General features: G+C 64.7%; 13 protein-coding genes. 9 read left to right on the top strand and 4 right to left on the bottom strand.

Features of this window, described 5'->3' with window-relative positions; genetic code table 11:
- Window positions 1–57 precede the first annotated feature (57 nt).
- The 4 genes from PQ627_RS15590 to PQ627_RS15575 all read right to left on the bottom strand — a co-directional run bounded on the left by PQ627_RS15590 (window position 58) and on the right by PQ627_RS15575 (window position 3,702).
- Complete coding sequence (locus tag PQ627_RS15590; protein WP_274262407.1) at window positions 58–1,257, bottom strand: adenylate/guanylate cyclase domain-containing protein; 1,200 nt, start codon at window positions 1,255–1,257, stop codon at window positions 58–60.
- On the bottom strand, window positions 1,247–1,840 hold the full coding sequence (locus tag PQ627_RS15585) for a PH domain-containing protein (protein WP_274262406.1): 594 nt from the start codon (window positions 1,838–1,840) through the stop codon (window positions 1,247–1,249). The genes PQ627_RS15590 and PQ627_RS15585 overlap by 11 nt, the downstream gene beginning before the upstream one ends.
- Window positions 1,833–2,756 carry a biotin--[acetyl-CoA-carboxylase] ligase gene (locus tag PQ627_RS15580; RefSeq protein ID WP_274262405.1) on the bottom strand — a complete coding sequence of 308 codons (924 nt, stop codon included), beginning with the start codon at window positions 2,754–2,756 and terminating at the stop codon, window positions 1,833–1,835. Before PQ627_RS15580 ends, PQ627_RS15585 begins: the two co-directional genes overlap by 8 nt.
- A gap of 67 nt (window positions 2,757–2,823) precedes the next feature.
- Window positions 2,824–3,702, bottom strand: coding sequence for an SDR family oxidoreductase (locus PQ627_RS15575; RefSeq protein ID WP_274262404.1), 879 nt, complete (start codon window positions 3,700–3,702; stop codon window positions 2,824–2,826).
- A 217-nt stretch (window positions 3,703–3,919) separates the two neighbouring features.
- Here PQ627_RS15575 and PQ627_RS15570 point away from each other — a divergent pair, with 217 nt between their 5' ends.
- From PQ627_RS15570 to PQ627_RS15530, 9 genes are all read left to right on the top strand, one after another.
- Window positions 3,920–5,503 (top strand): acyl-CoA carboxylase subunit beta, encoded by a 1,584-nt coding sequence (locus tag PQ627_RS15570; RefSeq protein ID WP_262277908.1) that lies wholly within the window; start codon window positions 3,920–3,922, stop codon window positions 5,501–5,503.
- Window positions 5,500–5,736, top strand: a complete 237-nt coding sequence (locus tag PQ627_RS15565; protein WP_274262403.1) for an acyl-CoA carboxylase subunit epsilon — start codon at window positions 5,500–5,502, stop codon at window positions 5,734–5,736. Before PQ627_RS15570 ends, PQ627_RS15565 begins: the two co-directional genes overlap by 4 nt.
- 71 nt (window positions 5,737–5,807) lie before the next feature.
- The gene (locus tag PQ627_RS15560; RefSeq protein ID WP_274262402.1) at window positions 5,808–7,490 is read left to right on the top strand and encodes a DUF885 domain-containing protein; all 1,683 of its coding nucleotides are present in this window, start codon (window positions 5,808–5,810) and stop codon (window positions 7,488–7,490) included.
- 276 nt (window positions 7,491–7,766) lie between these two features.
- On the top strand, window positions 7,767–9,200 hold the full coding sequence (locus PQ627_RS15555) for a dicarboxylate/amino acid:cation symporter (RefSeq protein ID WP_144661992.1): 1,434 nt from the start codon (window positions 7,767–7,769) through the stop codon (window positions 9,198–9,200).
- Window positions 9,201–9,291: 91 nt separating this feature from the next.
- The gene (locus PQ627_RS15550) at window positions 9,292–9,750 is read left to right on the top strand and encodes a YbjQ family protein (RefSeq protein WP_274262401.1); all 459 of its coding nucleotides are present in this window, start codon (window positions 9,292–9,294) and stop codon (window positions 9,748–9,750) included.
- Between the two features lie 139 nt (window positions 9,751–9,889).
- Window positions 9,890–10,600 (top strand): TetR/AcrR family transcriptional regulator, encoded by a 711-nt coding sequence (locus tag PQ627_RS15545; RefSeq protein WP_274262400.1) that lies wholly within the window; start codon window positions 9,890–9,892, stop codon window positions 10,598–10,600.
- A gap of 1 nt (window position 10,601) precedes the next feature.
- Entirely contained in the window at window positions 10,602–13,127 is a 2,526-nt protein-coding gene (locus PQ627_RS15540; RefSeq protein WP_274262399.1) for an MMPL family transporter, read from the top strand.
- A gap of 218 nt (window positions 13,128–13,345) precedes the next feature.
- On the top strand, window positions 13,346–14,017 hold the full coding sequence (locus tag PQ627_RS15535; protein ID WP_274262398.1) for a Maf family protein: 672 nt from the start codon (window positions 13,346–13,348) through the stop codon (window positions 14,015–14,017).
- A 105-nt stretch (window positions 14,018–14,122) separates the two neighbouring features.
- Window positions 14,123–15,937, top strand: a complete 1,815-nt coding sequence (locus tag PQ627_RS15530; protein ID WP_144661987.1) for an acetyl/propionyl/methylcrotonyl-CoA carboxylase subunit alpha — start codon at window positions 14,123–14,125, stop codon at window positions 15,935–15,937.
- The last annotated feature ends 45 nt before the right edge of the window (window positions 15,938–15,982 follow it).

The raw sequence follows: 15,982 nt of genomic DNA, 5'->3' as shown, positions 1-15,982 counted from the left end.
GGGCAGGACGCGCGCAACACTTAAAGGGAGGTTGGGCTTTCCGGGGCGTTGAGCCGTTTAGTCCAGGACCAGGCCCTTGCCGCGGCCCCGGGCCAGCATGACCGGGTGGATCTCGCCAAAGCCGCGCACGTTCTCCGACTTCTGCGGCACCAGCACGAAGCGGTCGTCCTGCCCCAGGGCGGCAGCGGTCATGGCGTCGACCAGGACCGTGCCCGGCTGGGCCAGCGTTGTCAGGCGCGCGGCCAGGTTCACCGTGGGTCCGTAAATGTCGCCAAGACGCGAGAGGATGCGCCCCCACACCATGGACACGCGGCACTGGGGCAGGATCTCGTCTTCAGTGAAGGCCTGTGCCAAAGCGAGGGAAATCTCGGCCCCGGCAGCCGGGGTCTCGGCAATGTACAGCACTTCATCGCCCACGGTCTTGACCAGTCGACCACCGCCAACGGAGATGATTTCGGCACACTTGTTCTCGAAGCGCTGCACCAGCTGGGCCAGCGTTTTTTCGTTCATGCGCCGCGAAAGGCTGGTGTACGAGACGAGGTCGGCAAAACCGACGGCGCGCGCCAAGGGCAGCGGAGAATCGTCCTCGTCACCTTCACGGCCTTCTTCGCTGGCCTGCAGCCCGGCCTCGGCGCGCACGGCCAGCCGCTGGATGCCGGCATTAAGCTGTCTGCGGTAGGAGTAGACGAGGATCTCTTCGAGGGAGTCCACCAGGGACGGCAAGCGGCCCACCAATTGCTTGCGGGCCACGGCGTCCGGAATGCCCTGCTCAGAGACCATGTCTTCCACCAGGGCCTCGATCTGCCAGACCACCATGCGGTCCGTCATCTGGCCAATGGACCGGGTCACGGAGATGGCGGCTTCTTCGGTCAGCAGGCCCGCCCGCACCAGGTCCAGGATGCGGGACAGCGCTGCTTGGTCGCGCTCGGTGAACGCCACGTCCTCATCGTTGAAGTTCGGGAAACCCAGTGCCCGCCACACCTTGCGGGCGGACAGGATGGACACGCCCGCGCCGGCAGCCACCTCACGGCGCCGAAGCTTGCGTTCGCCGCCCAGCAGTTTCGATTCCAAGGCTTTGATGGCGAGCCGCTCCGCCGACATCACGCCAGTCGGAGGACCGGTCGGCACGCCCGTCCGGACGGGGCCCGGCTCGGTGTCGTCGTCCTCTGGAGTGTCCGCTGCGGCGTCCGAAGGTTCGGGTGCGGCGTCGAACTCCTGGTCCAGGTCCTCGCCGGACTGCTGATCCTCAACGCTCATCCCATCCACCTTCTCTCAATTCCCAGGGCAATTCTTCATAGTCGTCCAGCACTTGGCCCTCAAAAGGCTCACCTTGCGGGAGTTCGTCCATCGCGTCAAGAATGAAACCCCTGAATTTGCCTGCCTCAGGGACATCGGTCAGCAACGCTGCTCCGGAGTGCCCGGTATCCAAGGATATATTCCCTGAGTGCAATGACCGTTGGATCAGGCTTTGGTGGACTCCCACATTGCGGATGGACGCCAGGGATACCTGCCAATCTTTGCGCCGGAACATTCCGTATCTGGCAAGTATGCGCCGGCTGGTCAGGATGTACCGGACGGACCGCCACTTCAGGACGCGCTTGAGGCTGTACGCCGCCAGAAACCACACCGCCAGCACAACACACGCACCCAAGAGCCAAGGCGTCCACTCCGACGAGATAAAAGGAATCAGGCGCTGCGCGTTGCCTTTGACGATCCACGCGCACGCATACGCAGCGACGGCAGGAACAACGATGAAGGCCAGCACGGGAAAGAAGAGGGAGCGGGCCTGTTGACGCGTGATGGTGATGACCTGCTCCCCCGGAAGCAACTCTTTACGCATAACCGCTTTCTGTGGCACGCAGGTGCACCACATCGCCGGCAGTGATGACGTGCTCCCTGCCGCCATGGTCAACCACCAGCAAGGAGCCGTGCTCGTCCAGGCGGGAGGCGTGCCCCACCAGCTCGAGATCGCCGGGCAGATGCGCCCGGACTTCCCGCCCCAGGGTGACCATGGCCGATTCAACCCGTTTGTGCAGCGAGGCTCCGCCGGCCAAACCCGCGGCAGGGTCTCCCTCGGAATTGCAGAAACTGCGGTACAACCGGGCAAAACGCGAAAGGTAGCTTTTCAGCAGCGCGGTGCGGTCCGTCGTCGTGGCCCCTTCGACGGCGAGGGACGTCGCCGTCGGAACCGGCAGCTCGTCCTCGGCGAGGGAGACGTTAAGGCCGACACCCAGGACCACTGCCGGCACGGAGCCGTCCCCGAGGGGCGTCATCTGGGCAAGGATGCCTGCGATCTTCCGGCCCTTGACCAGGACATCATTGGGCCACTTGATCTCGGCAGTCACCCCGGCCGTTTCCTGCAACGCTTCGCGCAAGGCGACTGCTGCCAGCAGTGACAACCACGAGTAGCTCTGGGTAGGAACCGGCATGCCCTGGGATGTGACGGGCCGCAGCACGATGGAGACCGATACTGCCGACCGTTCGGGCGCTTCCCAGTGCCGGTCCAGGCGTCCGCGCGCCGCCGTCTGGTGTTCGGCCGTCAGTACGGCGAGATCGCCCCACTTTTTCGGCTCAACGGTCACGGCACGGATGAGGTCCGCATTGGTGGAGCCGGTCGAGTCGACGATTTCCAACTGCGGGATGCCGGTGGCGGACAGGAAGTCCGGCTGCTGCAACAATTCGCGATCCAGCGCGGGCCGTTCCACGTCCTCGGAGGGTACCTGCGGTTCGCTGTTGCTTGGCTGTTCGGCATCCATAGCTGAATCCTATCCAGTTGCGCCGTCCGGAAAGGCCCGCTGCCCTGAAAAGAACCCGTTAATAGGCTTAGAGGAAGATGTCCGGCACCAGGCGGTCTTCCGGAGCACCCAGGCTGTAGGGGGCGAAATCAGTGACGCCGGCCGCGCGCAGGACTTCTTCATCGGTGTAGAAGTTCCCTGTGGCCCCTGAACCCGTCAACACTGCATGGGCCGCGTCGGCCATGATTTCCGGTCCGCGTGCGGCCTGGACCACCTGCCGGCCACCTGGCATGTTCCGGATCGCAGCGGTGTCGATCAAGGTACACGGCCACAGCGAGTTGACCGACACGCCGTCGTCCTTCAACTCTTCGGCGAGTCCCAGGGTAGTCAGGCTCATCCCGTACTTGGCCATGGTGTAGGCCAAGTGCATGCCCGCCCACTTGGGGTCGAGGTTCAGCGGCGGGGAGAGCGTCAGGATGTGGCCATTCCCTGACTCCCGGAGCGCCGGCAACGACATCTTCGACAACAGGAAGGTGCCGCGGACGTTGATGTCCTGCATGAGGTCGTAGCGCTTCATGTCTACGGCGTCGGTGCGGGACAGGTCGATGGCCGAGGCGTTGTTGACCACGACGTCGATGCCCCCGAAACGCTCGACGGCGGCGGCAACCGCGGCGGCGACGTCATCGTCGTTGCGGACGTCCCCGACCAGCGGCAAGGCCTGCCCGCCTGCGGCGACCAGCTGTTCTGCCGCAGTGAAGACGGTCCCCTCGAGTTTCGGGTGCGGATCCCCGGTCTTGGCCATGAGGACAATGTTGGCGCCATCGCGTGCGGCGCGGGTGGCGATGGCCAGGCCGATGCCGCGGCTGCCGCCTGACATCAGGATGGTCCTGCCTTTGAGCGAACCCTTGGCGACGTAGGGGCTGCCGCTTTGGGAAAGTGTGCTGGAAGCATCGTTGCTTGAAGTCATGGGGACACTCTAACCCAACTATGTTACTGACGGGTAACATAGCGGCCGATTTGGCTACGACGCGGAAAATTGTAGGGTTTCTACAGCGGTTCGCGGCAAACGCGTCACTAGACTGGCCTGCGGGGCCTGTTCTTTGTACGGAAGCTACTTAAGTCAGCTACTTGTCCGCACTCAGGACTGCGCCAGCGAATATCAGCTACAGAGCCGGAGACACTTGATGAGCCACGATCTGACAACGACAGCGGGAAAGATTGCCGACTTCCGCGACCGCCAGGCACGGGCAGAGCAGCCTTCCGGCCCGGAAGCGATCGAAAAGCAGCACGCACGCGGAAAGAACACCGCCCGTGAGCGCATCGACCTCTTGGTCGACCCCGATTCGTTTGTCGAGTTCGACGCCCTTGCCGTCCACCGTTCCACCGCTTTCGGCATGGAAAAGAAGAAGCCCCTGGGCGATGGCGTAGTCTCCGGATACGGCACCGTGGACGGCCGCCTGGTTGCCATCTACAGCCAGGACTTCAGCGTCTACGGCGGCTCCCTGAGCCAGGTCAACGGCGAAAAGATCGTCAAGGTCCAGGAATTCGCCCTCCGTAACGGCTGCCCGGTTGTCGGCATCAACGACGGCGGCGGCGCACGAATCCAGGAAGGCGTCGCCTCCTTGGCCATGTTCGCGGACATCTTCCGCAACAATGTCCACGCCTCCGGCGTGGTCCCGCAGATCTCCCTCATCATGGGCCCCTGTGCCGGCGGCGCCGCTTACTCCCCCGCCCTGACCGACTATGTGGTGATGGTGGACAAGACCTCCCACATGTTCATCACCGGCCCGGACGTCATCAAGACCGTCACCGGCGAAGACGTGGACATGGAAACCCTGGGCGGGGCACGCCAGCACAACGCCACCACCGGCACGTCCACGTACCTGGCATCCGATGAAGCCGATGCAATCGAGTTCGTCCGTGAACTCCTTGACTTCCTGCCGTCCAACAACCTCTCCGAGGCTCCCGTCGTGGAGCACGACCAGGAGTTGGAACTCGACGACGACGACCTCGCCCTGGATACGTTGATTCCGGATTCGGCCAACCAGCCTTATGACATGCGCAAGGTCATTGAGCAGATCGTGGACGACGCACACTTCCTGGAAATGCAGTCGCTGTATGCCCCCAACGTCATTATTGGCTACGGCCGCGTTGAAGGGCACACCGTTGGCATCGTGGCCAACCAACCCATGCAGTTCGCAGGAACGCTGGACATCTCGGCGTCGGAAAAGGCCGCCCGCTTCGTCCGCCACTGCGACGCCTTCAACATCCCCATCATCACCCTGGTTGACGTCCCCGGCTTCCTCCCCGGCAAGGACCAGGAGTTCCAGGGCATCATCCGCCGTGGCGCCAAGCTTCTGTACGCCTACGCCGAGGCTACTGTTCCCAAGCTCACCGTCATCACCCGCAAGGCCTACGGCGGAGCGTACATCGTGATGGGTTCCAAGAAGCTCGGTGCCGACCTCAACCTCGCGTGGCCCACCGCCCAAATCGGCGTCATGGGTGCCCAGGGTGCCGTGAACATCCTGTACCGCCGCGATCTGGCAGCCGTGGCCGAGGCCGGCGGGGACGTCGAGGCCCGCCGTGCGGAGATCATCCAGGGCTACGAGGAAGAACTCCTCAACCCGTACCAGGCCGCTGAGCTCGGTTATGTTGACGCTGTCATTGCACCTTCGGATACCCGCTTGCAGATTATCCGTGGCCTGCGCGCCCTGCGTGACAAGCGAGCCAGCCTGCCCACCAAGAAGCACGGAAACATCCCGCTGTGACCGCCGCGCAGACCCCTTCTCCGGCCGACGAGCCGGCGCAGCCCCTGTTCTCGGTGGTCAAGGGCGAACCGACAGCCGAAGAGCTCGCGGCGATTGCCGCCGTCGTGGTTTCCCTTGGTTCCCCGCCGGAAACGGCGCCATCCAAGCCGAACGTCAGGCACTGGGTGCGTCGCCAGCAGTTGCGTCTTGACCCCACTCCGGGTCCGGGCGCATGGAGGCGCAGCCGGGGCTGATTTTCCGCGGCACGTTGCGGATAAGTTCAACAACCCTTTCACGTGGCGTTCGTCACGGTTAGGCTCTGTGGGTGACTACTGCAAACACCCCCGTACGCCCGAAGTCTGCCATCGACGCCGTCGCTGACGCGTACACAGAAAAGCTGATCGAACTCAATCCCAGCTTCGCCACGACGCTTGGGCTGCCTGGCCACGAAACGGAGTACCAGGACTACTCCCCGGCCGGGGCGGCAGCCCACGCCCAGGCTGCACGGGACGCCCTGGAGTCCTTGGCTGCCCTTGCGCCCGCGGACGAAACCGACGCCGTGACCCTTGATGCGATGCGCGAGCGCCTGGGCCTGGACCTGGAGATCCACGCCTCCGGCTGGGACGCGGCGGACCTGAACAACATCGCTTCCCCGGCCCAGGACATCCGGGCCATTTTCGACCTCATGCCTACCGACACGGCAGAACAGTGGGAGCACATCGCCGGTCGCGCCGCCAATGTACCGGGCGCGATCGAGGGGTATATTTCATCACTGCGCGCAGCTGCCGACTCCGGAAAAGTCTCCGCTGCCCGGCAAGTCCGCATCGTCATCGAGCAGACCAGCCGCTATGCCGCCGAGGACGGCTTCTTCGCCAAGCTCGCCGCCAATGCCCGGATTGGCGACGCGCCGCTGCCGGCCGGGGTCCAGGACAAGCTCGACGCCGGAACAGCCGCCGCGCGTTCGGCGTACAGCGCCTTGGGCGCCTTCCTGCGGGACGAGCTCCTCCCGGTGGCCCCCGAAAAGGATTCTGTTGGACGTGAGCGCTACGCCCTTGCCTCCCGGTCATTCCTCGGTGCAGAGGTGGACCTGGAAGAGACGTATGCCTGGGGCGTGCAGGAACTGGACCGGCTCATCGGCGAGCAGGAAAAGGTTGCCGGTCAGATCAAGCCAGGCGCTTCGATCGAGGAAGCCAAGAGCATCCTCAACAACGATCCCGCACGGCAGATCAAGGGCACCGACGCCCTGAAGGCCTGGATGCAGGAACTCTCCGACCGCGCCGTGTCCGAACTGGCGGACGTCCACTTCGACATCCCGGACGTCATGCGGACCCTTGAATGCATGATTGCCCCCACCGATGAGGGCGGCATCTATTACACCGGCCCCTCGGACGACTTCTCACGGCCCGGCCGGATGTGGTGGTCGGTGCCCGCTGGCGAAGACACTTTCACCACCTGGTCCGAGACCACCACCGTGTTCCACGAGGGCGTCCCGGGACACCACCTGCAGGTGGCGACGGCAACTTATCGCCGCGAGCTGCTGAACAACTGGCGCCGCAACGTCTGCTGGGTCTCCGGCCACGGCGAAGGGTGGGCCCTGTATGCCGAACAGCTCATGCTTGAACTGGGCTACCTCAAGGACCCGGGCGACCACATGGGCATGCTGGACGGCCAGCGCATGCGTGCGGCGCGCGTGGTCTTCGACATCGGAGTCCACTTGGAATTGCCCATCCCCGAACGCTGGGGCTCCGGCACCTGGACCCCGGAGAAGGGCTTCGATTTCCTCAAAGCCAACCTTGATATCAGCGAGGGGCAGCTTCAGTTCGAATTCGCCCGTTACCTCGGTTGGCCGGGACAGGCACCTTCCTACAAGGTAGGCCAACGTCTCTGGGAACAGATCAGGACAGATCTCGAGGGGCGGGAGGACTTCGACCTCAAGTCCTTCCACAGCAAAGCCCTGAACATCGGCTCGGTAGGTCTGGACGTGCTGCGGAGGGCGTTGCTGGGTTAGCCCGCTTGGGTGCGCCCCCGGCCGGGGGCGCGCCCACTCCCGCCAGGCGCACCCCTTCGGCGTTGCCTTCGCACCCCTAGCCGCGAAATGCACCAGCGGTTACGGGTGCGATCGGCGCTACGGGGTGCGGACGACATCAACGTCGCCGCCGCCCACCCTCGTCACCGGTGTATGCCCGAGAGCAGCGTCACAAACGCACAGGGAATAACATATGCGCACGTAACATTTCTCAACGTCCGTTCGCTATGTTATTTGGCAAGCACCTACCGTGTTCCGGTGAGCACCTCAATCCAAACATCACCTTCAGCTGGAAAGACCGGCTTCCGGCTCCCCAAGTGGGCCGGTTCCTTCGGCGTCCAGATCATCGCTGCCCTCATTGTCGGCCTGGTTCTTGGCCTCATCGCCAAGTACACGGGCAGCACCAAGGCTGCCCCCAACGGCCTCGGCGCAACCCTCCAAACGATCGGCTCCAGCTACGTCTCGTTGCTGCAGACCGCCGTCGTTCCTTTGATTTTCACCGCCGTGGTGAGCTCCATCGCGAACCTTCGCCAGGTTTCCAACGCAGCGCGCCTGGCATGGAACACCCTGCTCTGGTTTGCCATCACCTCCCTCGTTTCCGTGCTGATCGGTATTGGCCTCGGCGTGCTCCTGCAGCCGGGCGCTGCTACCGGCATCACCCAGAAGGCCGAATACGCAGGCAAGACCGGTGACTGGTGGGCCTTCCTGATCGGCTTGTTCCCGAAGAACTTCCTGGGCCTGGGCGCGAGCTCCACTGTCACGGAAAGCGCCAACGCTGCCACCACGGTGAGCACGTCCGTCAGCTTCAACGTCCTCCAGATCCTGGTGATTGCGATCGCCGTCGGAATTGCCGCCCTCAAGGTGGGCAAGCAGGCTGAGGCATTCCTGACGTTCAACGCATCCGCGCTGGCCGTCATCCAGAAGGTCCTGTGGTGGATCATCCGTATCGCCCCGCTGGGAACCATCGGCCTGATCGGCAACGCCGTTGCGATCTACGGCTGGGACACCATCGGTTCCCTGGGCAAGTTCACGGCTGCCATCTACATCGGCCTGGCCCTGGTCCTCTTCGTGCTCTACCCGATCCTGGTCCGTGCTCACGGCCTGTCGATCAAGCAGTACTTCTCCGGCGTCTGGCCTGCCGTCCAGCTGGCCTTCGTCTCCCGTTCCTCCATCGGCACGCTGCCGCTCACGCAGCGCGTCACTGAACGGAACCTCGGCGTTCCCTCGGGCTACGCTTCCTTCGCCGTGCCGCTGGGTGCCACCACCAAGATGGATGGCTGCGCAGCGATCTACCCAGCTGTTGCGGCGATCTTCGTGGCACAGTTCTTCGGCATCAACCTGGACTTCAGCCAGTACTTGCTGATCGTGCTGGTCTCGGTCCTCGGCTCCGCCGCTACCGCAGGCACCACCGGCGCCGTGGTCATGCTCACGCTGACCCTGTCCACGCTGGGACTGCCGTTGGCCGGCGTCGGCCTCCTGCTGGCCATCGACCCCATCCTGGACATGGGCCGCACCGCGGTCAACGTGGCCGGCCAGGCACTGGTTCCTGCGATTGTCGCCAAGCGTCAGGGCATCCTGGACGAGTCCTTGTACAACGCACCGCGCAACGGTGCGGCGTTCGCCGACGAGTACGCTGCCGACAAGGCAGCTGCCGAAGCCGACGAGCGCGAGTTGGCCGGCGCCAAAGCCTAGCTCCAGCCGACTGTGAACGGTGTTGATCCCCTGGGGAGTTCTCCCCGGGGGATTTCCCCGTTAATGCTCGAAAGCTGGATAGGCTCTGACCATGTTGATCGTCACCTCCAATGAAATCCCGGGCCACCGTATTGACGCCGTCTTCGGCGAAGTCATGGGCCTGACCGTCCGATCGCGGGACATCGGCTCACAGATGCTCGCCGGTTTCCGCTCACTGGGCGGCGGCGAGCTGCCCGAAATGACCCGCGCGCTCTACGAAAGCCGCCAGGAAGTCATGGCGCGCATGGTCAACGAAGCACAGCAGCGCGGCGCCAACGCCATTGTTGCCATGCGTTTCGACACCTCCGAAATGGGCACCAACTGGACCGAAGTGTGCGCCTATGGAACGGCCGTCTACGTACTTCCTTTGGGCGAGGGCGAGCCCGGTGCCACCGGACAGTCGATCTACCTGACCAGGAACGCAGGACAGAACGCCGGCCAGCAGGCAGCCCAGCCGGCACCCGCGCCGCCGGTCCAGCAAGCACCTCCGGCCCCGCCGCAGCAGTTCTGATCCTCCTTCCGTCCGCTGGTCCCGCTTTCGCCCGCTCTCCCTGCCGTTCTTCGGTGAGGAGAACGGGCGAGGGCGGGATTTTTTGTATGCATGAAAAATCAGTTTGCGCACAGTGCAAAGTTGCACTTAGTGTAAGTATGTGACTTCCACAAGCAGCCAGGAGCAAGGCTCTGCGCTCCCATCAACCGGGCAGAGCACTCCTTCACGGCGCGAACTCAACAAGGCCGCCACCCGCAGCTCCATTGCCGGCGCAGCCCTGGATCTCCTGCGCAGCAAAGGGGCCGGGAACTTCACCGTCGAGGACATAGCCGCCAGCGCAGGTGTTTCCCGGCGCACCTTCTTCAACTACTTCCCCAGCCTCGAGGCTGCCCTCGCCTCCGTCGCGGACGGCTTCATGGACCGGGCGTTGGAGCAGTTCCGGCTGCGGCCAGCGGAGGAGTCGATCCTTGAATCCGCCCAAGCCGCGCTGATGGCCCTCGCCGACCCCATGTCCGTTGCCCCCATGGCCGAGCTGTTCAGCCTGACCCAGGACAACCGTTCCCTGGCCCGCTCCGAGCTCGAAGCCTGGGACCACTGCACCGAGCAGATCATCGACGCCGCCCGCTACAGGCTGGGCGCAGGCGTCAGCGAACTCTACCTGCATGCACTGGCGGGCTCCGTCATTTCCTGTGGCAAAGCAGCCATGAACGTCTGGTTCGCCGAGCGCGGACCCGACCTCTCCCCCGAATCACTCGCCGTCCTACGCCAGCACCTCATCGACGCGATGGGGCTGCTGGGAGGCGGCTTCGCGCCGTCGTCGGGCGCTTCCGCTCAAACCGCACCCGTTCCTTCCACCACAGATCGGTTCTGACATGGCTTCGTTCCTCTACCGCCTCGGCAAATTTTCGTATCGCCGCCGCTGGCTGGTCATCTCCATATGGCTCGCGGTGCTGGTGGCCGTAGGCGGCTCTGCCGCCGTCTTCCACGGCACCATGTCCAACAACTTCACCATCCCCGGCACGGAGACGCAGCGGATGGCTGACAAGCTCAAAGAAGCCCTGCCGGACGCGTCCGGCGGTTCCGCCAGTGTGGTCTTCGACGCCGGAGATTCCGGTTTTGACCAGGCGAAGAAGGATGCCGTCGGCGCAGCGCTCGAGAAACTGAAGAGCATCCCCGACGTCCAGTCCACGGTGAACCCCTTCACAACGCAGGAACAACTGGACAAGGCAGCCGGTGACATCGCCGCGGGCGAGGCCCAGGCAGCCGAAGGCAAAGCCCAGCTGGACGCCGGACGCGCTCAGCTCACTGCCGGCGAAGCCCAGCTCGCCGCCGCCGAACAGCAGCTTGCCGCTTCCGGCCTCACGCCCGCCCAGATTGACGCCCAGTTGGGTGCGCAGCGCGCCCAGCTGGCCGCGACCAAGGAAAAGCTCGACGCCGGAGACAAGGAAGCTGCCGAGGGCGCCGTCAAACTCGCACTCGGCAAGCGTCAGGCCGAGGCCTCCGAAGGGCTGCGCTTCGTCTCCAGCGACAACAAGGCCGCTGTGGCCCAGGTCCAGTTCAAGACCTCCATCAATGCCGTGGATCCCGCGGTCCGGGAAGAAGTCCAGGAGATCGTCCACGGCGTGTCCTCGGCCGGCGTCACTGCCTACGCGAGCAAGGAGATCACCGAGGACGTCTCGGAGATTTTCGGCATCGCTGAAATTGTCGGCGTCGCGGTTGCGGCCCTGGTCCTGATCCTCATGCTCGGCACTCTGATCGCCGCAGGCCTGCCTCTCCTGATGGCCCTGATCGGCGTGGCTGTGGGTGTCGGCGGGACCTTCGCCCTCACCAGCGTGATCGATATGAGCTCCATCTCCCCCATGCTTGCGCTGATGCTCGGCCTCGCGGTGGGAATCGACTACTCCCTCTTCATCGTCAACCGTCACCGGACCCAACTGCTGGCCGGGATGGACGGGGAAGAATCCGCAGCCCTCGCAACGGGCACTTCGGGCAACGCTGTGCTGTTCGCCGGCCTCACGGTCATCATCGCGCTGGCTGCCCTGGTAGTGCCGGGCTTGCCCTTCCTTGCCGTCATGGGTGTTGCCGCCGCAGCGACAGTCGGGGTCGCCGTCGTCGTCGCTTTGACCCTGACGCCTGCCGTCCTGGGGTTGATCGGCCGCAGGCTCATCTCCAAGCGGGCTTGGGCGAAGGCCTCCAAGCACAACGCCGAGCCGGGGCACGAAGCCGCGGACCGCGAGCGTGACGAAAAGCGCAGCAGCCGTGGCTGGGGTGGCCTGGTGACGCGGCATCCGTGGGTTTCCCTCATAGCGAGCGTCGTGCTGTTGGGCGCTTTGGCGCTGCCCGCTTCGCAGTTGCGGCTGGCACTGCCCGACGGCGGTTCGGAACCCGTAGATTCGCAGGCGTACAAGGCCTACGACCTCACCCGCAGCAGCTTCGGCGAAGGCATGACCGGCCCGATCATCGTGGTGGCCGAATTCCCCGAGGGCCTCAACGAGAACGATGCCAAGAACAAGCAGTACGACGTCGCCGGGCAGCTCCGCAGTGTGCAGAACGTGACAGCGGCGGTCCCCGTGGCCATCAGCGACGACTTCCGTACCGCCGTCTTCCAGGTCATTCCGAAGGAGGGCCCTGCCAGCGCCGGTACCGTCCAAGTAGTCTCTGATCTTCGCGCCAAGGGCAAGGCCATACAGGACGACCTCGGCGTCACCATCGGCCTGACCGGACAGACTGCCGGCAACATCGATGTCTCCGCAAAGCTGGGCGCTGCCTTGCCGCCGTACTTGGCCATTGTGGTGGGGCTTTCCTTGATCCTGCTCCTGCTGGTGTTCCGCTCTATCGTCGTGCCGCTGCTGGCGACCGGCGGGTTCCTGCTCTCGCTGGCCGCCGCGTTCGGTGCCGTGGTAGCCGTGTACCAGTGGGGTTGGCTGGGATCCGTCTTCGATGTCGCGAACCCGGGCGCGGTCCTGAGCTTCCTGCCCATCATCCTGATCGGCGTGCTGTTCGGCCTTGCCATGGACTACCAGGTGTTCATCACCTCCGGCATGCGGGAGTCCTTCATGCATGGCGAGTCCGCCAAGCACGCCGTCCGCACGGGCTTCAGCCACGCAGCCGCAGTGGTGACGGCGGCCGCGATCATCATGGTCAGCGTGTTCTCCGGCTTCATTTTCAGCCACCTGACCATGGTCCGGCCGCTCGGCTTCGCGATGGCGTTCGGCGTGCTCATCGACGCTTTCGTGGTCCGCATGACGATCGTGCCCGCCATCATGTACCTGCTCGGCGAGAAGGCCTGGTGGCTGCCGAAGTGGCTGGGCCGGATCCTCCCGGACGTGGATGTTGAGGGCGCGAAGCTGGAGCGCAGCGACCGTTCGAAGACCGGTTCCGAGGAACTGGTCCACTAGACGCTCTCTCACATCCCCGGGCATAACCCACCGACGCTCTCTCACATCCCCGGGCATAACCCACCGACGCTCTCTCACTCTCTCCACGAAAGTGAGAGAGCGTCGGCCGTTTGTGGGTGGGATGTGAGAGAGCGTCCGGCATTTGGGGGTGGGATGTGAGAGAGGGTTGGCCGGAAGCCGTAGGGATGTGAGAGGGCGTCCGTATTAGGCTGGAGGGCGTGACCCGATTGATCCTTGCTTCCCAGTCCCCCGCCCGCACCAAGCTCCTCATGGAAGCGGGCATCGCGCACGACATCGTGGTCTCGGACGTGGATGAGGACGCGGTCCAGGCCAGGTACGGCGTCACCGATGCACACGACACCGCGCTGCTGCTGGCCCGGGCCAAGGCAGAGGCCGTTGCCGCCCTTCCCGAAGCGGAGGGCTCGTTGGTGATCGGTTGCGATTCCGTCTTCGAGTTCGACGGCGAGTCCCACGGCAAGCCCTACACCGCCGACGTCGCGAAGGAGCGCATGCTGCGCATGAGCGGCTCCAAGGGCATCCTCCACACGGGGCACTGGCTGGTGGACTGCCGGGAGACTGCCGCAGAGGTCGACGACGACGAGCCGGCCGAGGGCACAGGCGCCACCTTGGGTGCCGTCTCGAGTGCGGAAGTGCACTTCGCCGAAATGTCCGAAAAGGAAATCGATGCGTACATCGCCACCGGGGAACCGCTCCACTGTGCCGGTTCCTTCACCATCGACGGCTTGGGCGGGGCCTTCATCCGCAAGGTCGACGGCGACCCGCACGCCGTCGTCGGGCTTTCCATCTCCACCCTCCGGGACCTGCTGGTCCACGCGAAGGTGAGCGTCACGGAACTGTGGGCCTCGGAAACCCAGGAGAACACTTTGTAGCAAACCTACAAAGGAACGGCCGTTCACACACGGAATCCCCTATCAATATGGGCGGAACCCTCACAATCACGCTAGGCTCCCTGAAGGACAGAAGGAGTCAACAACTTGTCAGCTAACCCGGCGCAGCCCATTTCCAGCCCTCTTACCAAGGTCTTGATTGCCAACCGCGGCGAAATCGCGGTCCGCATCATCCGAGCCGCCCGGGACGAAGGCATTGCCTCCGTGGCCGTGTACGCGGACCCGGACCGCGATGCCCTGCACGTCCGCCTCGCGGACGAGGCCTACGCTTTGGGCGGCAACACGGCCGCAGAGTCCTACCTGGTGATGGACAAGATCATCGATGTCGCCAAGCAGTCGGGTGCTGACGCCATCCACCCCGGATACGGCTTCCTGGCCGAAAATGCCGAATTCGCCGCTAAGGTCATTGACGCGGGAATCACCTGGATCGGCCCCTCCCCCGAGGCCATCTCGGCCCTGGGTGACAAGGTCCAGGCCCGCCACATCGCCGAGAAGGTCGGCGCACCCCTGGTCCCCGGCACAGCCGACCCCGTCAAGGACGCGGACGAGATCCTCAAGTTTGCCGAGGAATTCGGCCTCCCCGTTGCCATCAAGGCCGCGTTCGGTGGCGGTGGCCGCGGCATCAAGGTGGCGCGCACCATGGACGAGATCCCGGAGCTTTACGAGTCCGCCGTCCGTGAAGCCACAGCAGCCTTCGGTCGCGGCGAATGCTTCATCGAACGCTTCCTGGACGCCCCCCGGCACGTCGAAACCCAGTGCTTGGCGGACTCCTTCGGCAACGTTGTGGTCGTGTCCACCCGCGACTGCTCGCTGCAGCGCCGCAACCAGAAGCTGGTTGAAGAAGCTCCGGCCCCGTACTTGAGCGAAGAACAGAACAAGCGCCTCTACGAGTCCTCCAAGGCCATCCTGAAGGAAGCCAACTACCTCGGCGCCGGTACCTGCGAATTCCTGGTGGGCCAGGACGGCACCATCTCTTTCCTCGAGGTCAACACCCGCCTGCAGGTGGAGCACTGCGTCTCCGAGGAAGTCACCGGGATCGACCTCGTCCGCGAACAGTTCCGCATCGCCCGCGGTGAGGCGCTCGGCTACGACGACCCCGAGGTCCGTGGCCACTCCTTCGAATTCCGCATCACCGGCGAGGACCCGGGCCGCAACTTCATGCCGGCACCGGGCACCATCAGCACGCTGAAGAACCCGACCGGCCCCGGCGTCCGCGTCGATTCCGGCGTCGAGCAGGGCGATATCATCAGCGGCAACTTCGACTCCATGCTCTCCAAGCTGATCGTCACCGGAGCTACCCGCGAGCAGGCGCTCCAGCGTTCCCGCCGCGCACTTGAGGAGATGGTGGTTGAGGGCATCCCCACAGTCATTCCCTTCGACCTCGCCGTTGTCACGGATCCCGCATTTGCTCCTGCGGAGGGGCCCTTCCAGGTCCACACCCGCTGGATTGAAACGGAATTCGTCAACAGCATCCCCGCCTGGTCCGCCGCCGGCGCCAACGCTGAAACGCCCGACGCCGGTGAGCGCCAGCGCGTCGTCGTCGAGGTTGGAGGCAAGCGCCTTGAGGTGGTCCTGCCCTCCGGCCTGGGTGCCGGCGTCGCCACTGCCTCCACCGGTACGGGCGCCAAGGCGGGCAAATCGAAGAAGCGCTCCCGCTCGGCCGGTGCCGCAGCTGCTGCCGCCGGCGGCGACGCCCTGACCTCTCCGATGCAGGGCACCATCGTCAAGGTGGCCGCCTCCGACGGTGACGTGGTGGCCGAGGGCGACCTGATCGTGGTTCTCGAAGCCATGAAGATGGAGCAGCCCCTCACGGCACACAAGTCCGGTACCGTCCGGGGCCTCTCCGCAGCCCCCGGTGAAACGGTAGCGGCCGGCGCTGTCATCGCGACCATCGAGGACTAACAACCACGGCTTAACGACGTCGGCCCCCCCCCGTTTGGTGGGGGG

It is taken from the genome of Paenarthrobacter sp. AB444 (assembly GCF_028736865.1).
Lineage (GTDB): Bacteria > Actinomycetota > Actinomycetes > Actinomycetales > Micrococcaceae > Arthrobacter > Arthrobacter nicotinovorans_B.
Note: the sequence above shows the minus strand (reverse complement) of the source record. Positions and strands in the feature narration are given on the sequence as shown.

Excerpts from the sequence above, each read along its gene's own strand:
- PQ627_RS15570 (WP_262277908.1), top strand. The coding sequence starts at position 3,920 with ATGAGCCACGATCTGACAACGACAGCGGGAAAGATTGCCGACTTCCGC.
- PQ627_RS15580 (WP_274262405.1), bottom strand. The coding sequence starts at position 2,756 with ATGGATGCCGAACAGCCAAGCAACAGCGAACCGCAGGTACCCTCCGAG.
- PQ627_RS15590 (WP_274262407.1), bottom strand. The coding sequence starts at position 1,257 with ATGAGCGTTGAGGATCAGCAGTCCGGCGAGGACCTGGACCAGGAGTTC.
- PQ627_RS15575 (WP_274262404.1), bottom strand. The coding sequence starts at position 3,702 with ATGACTTCAAGCAACGATGCTTCCAGCACACTTTCCCAAAGCGGCAGC.
- PQ627_RS15540 (WP_274262399.1), top strand. The coding sequence starts at position 10,602 with ATGGCTTCGTTCCTCTACCGCCTCGGCAAATTTTCGTATCGCCGCCGC.
- PQ627_RS15550 (WP_274262401.1), top strand. The coding sequence starts at position 9,292 with ATGTTGATCGTCACCTCCAATGAAATCCCGGGCCACCGTATTGACGCC.
- PQ627_RS15585 (WP_274262406.1), bottom strand. The coding sequence starts at position 1,840 with ATGCGTAAAGAGTTGCTTCCGGGGGAGCAGGTCATCACCATCACGCGT.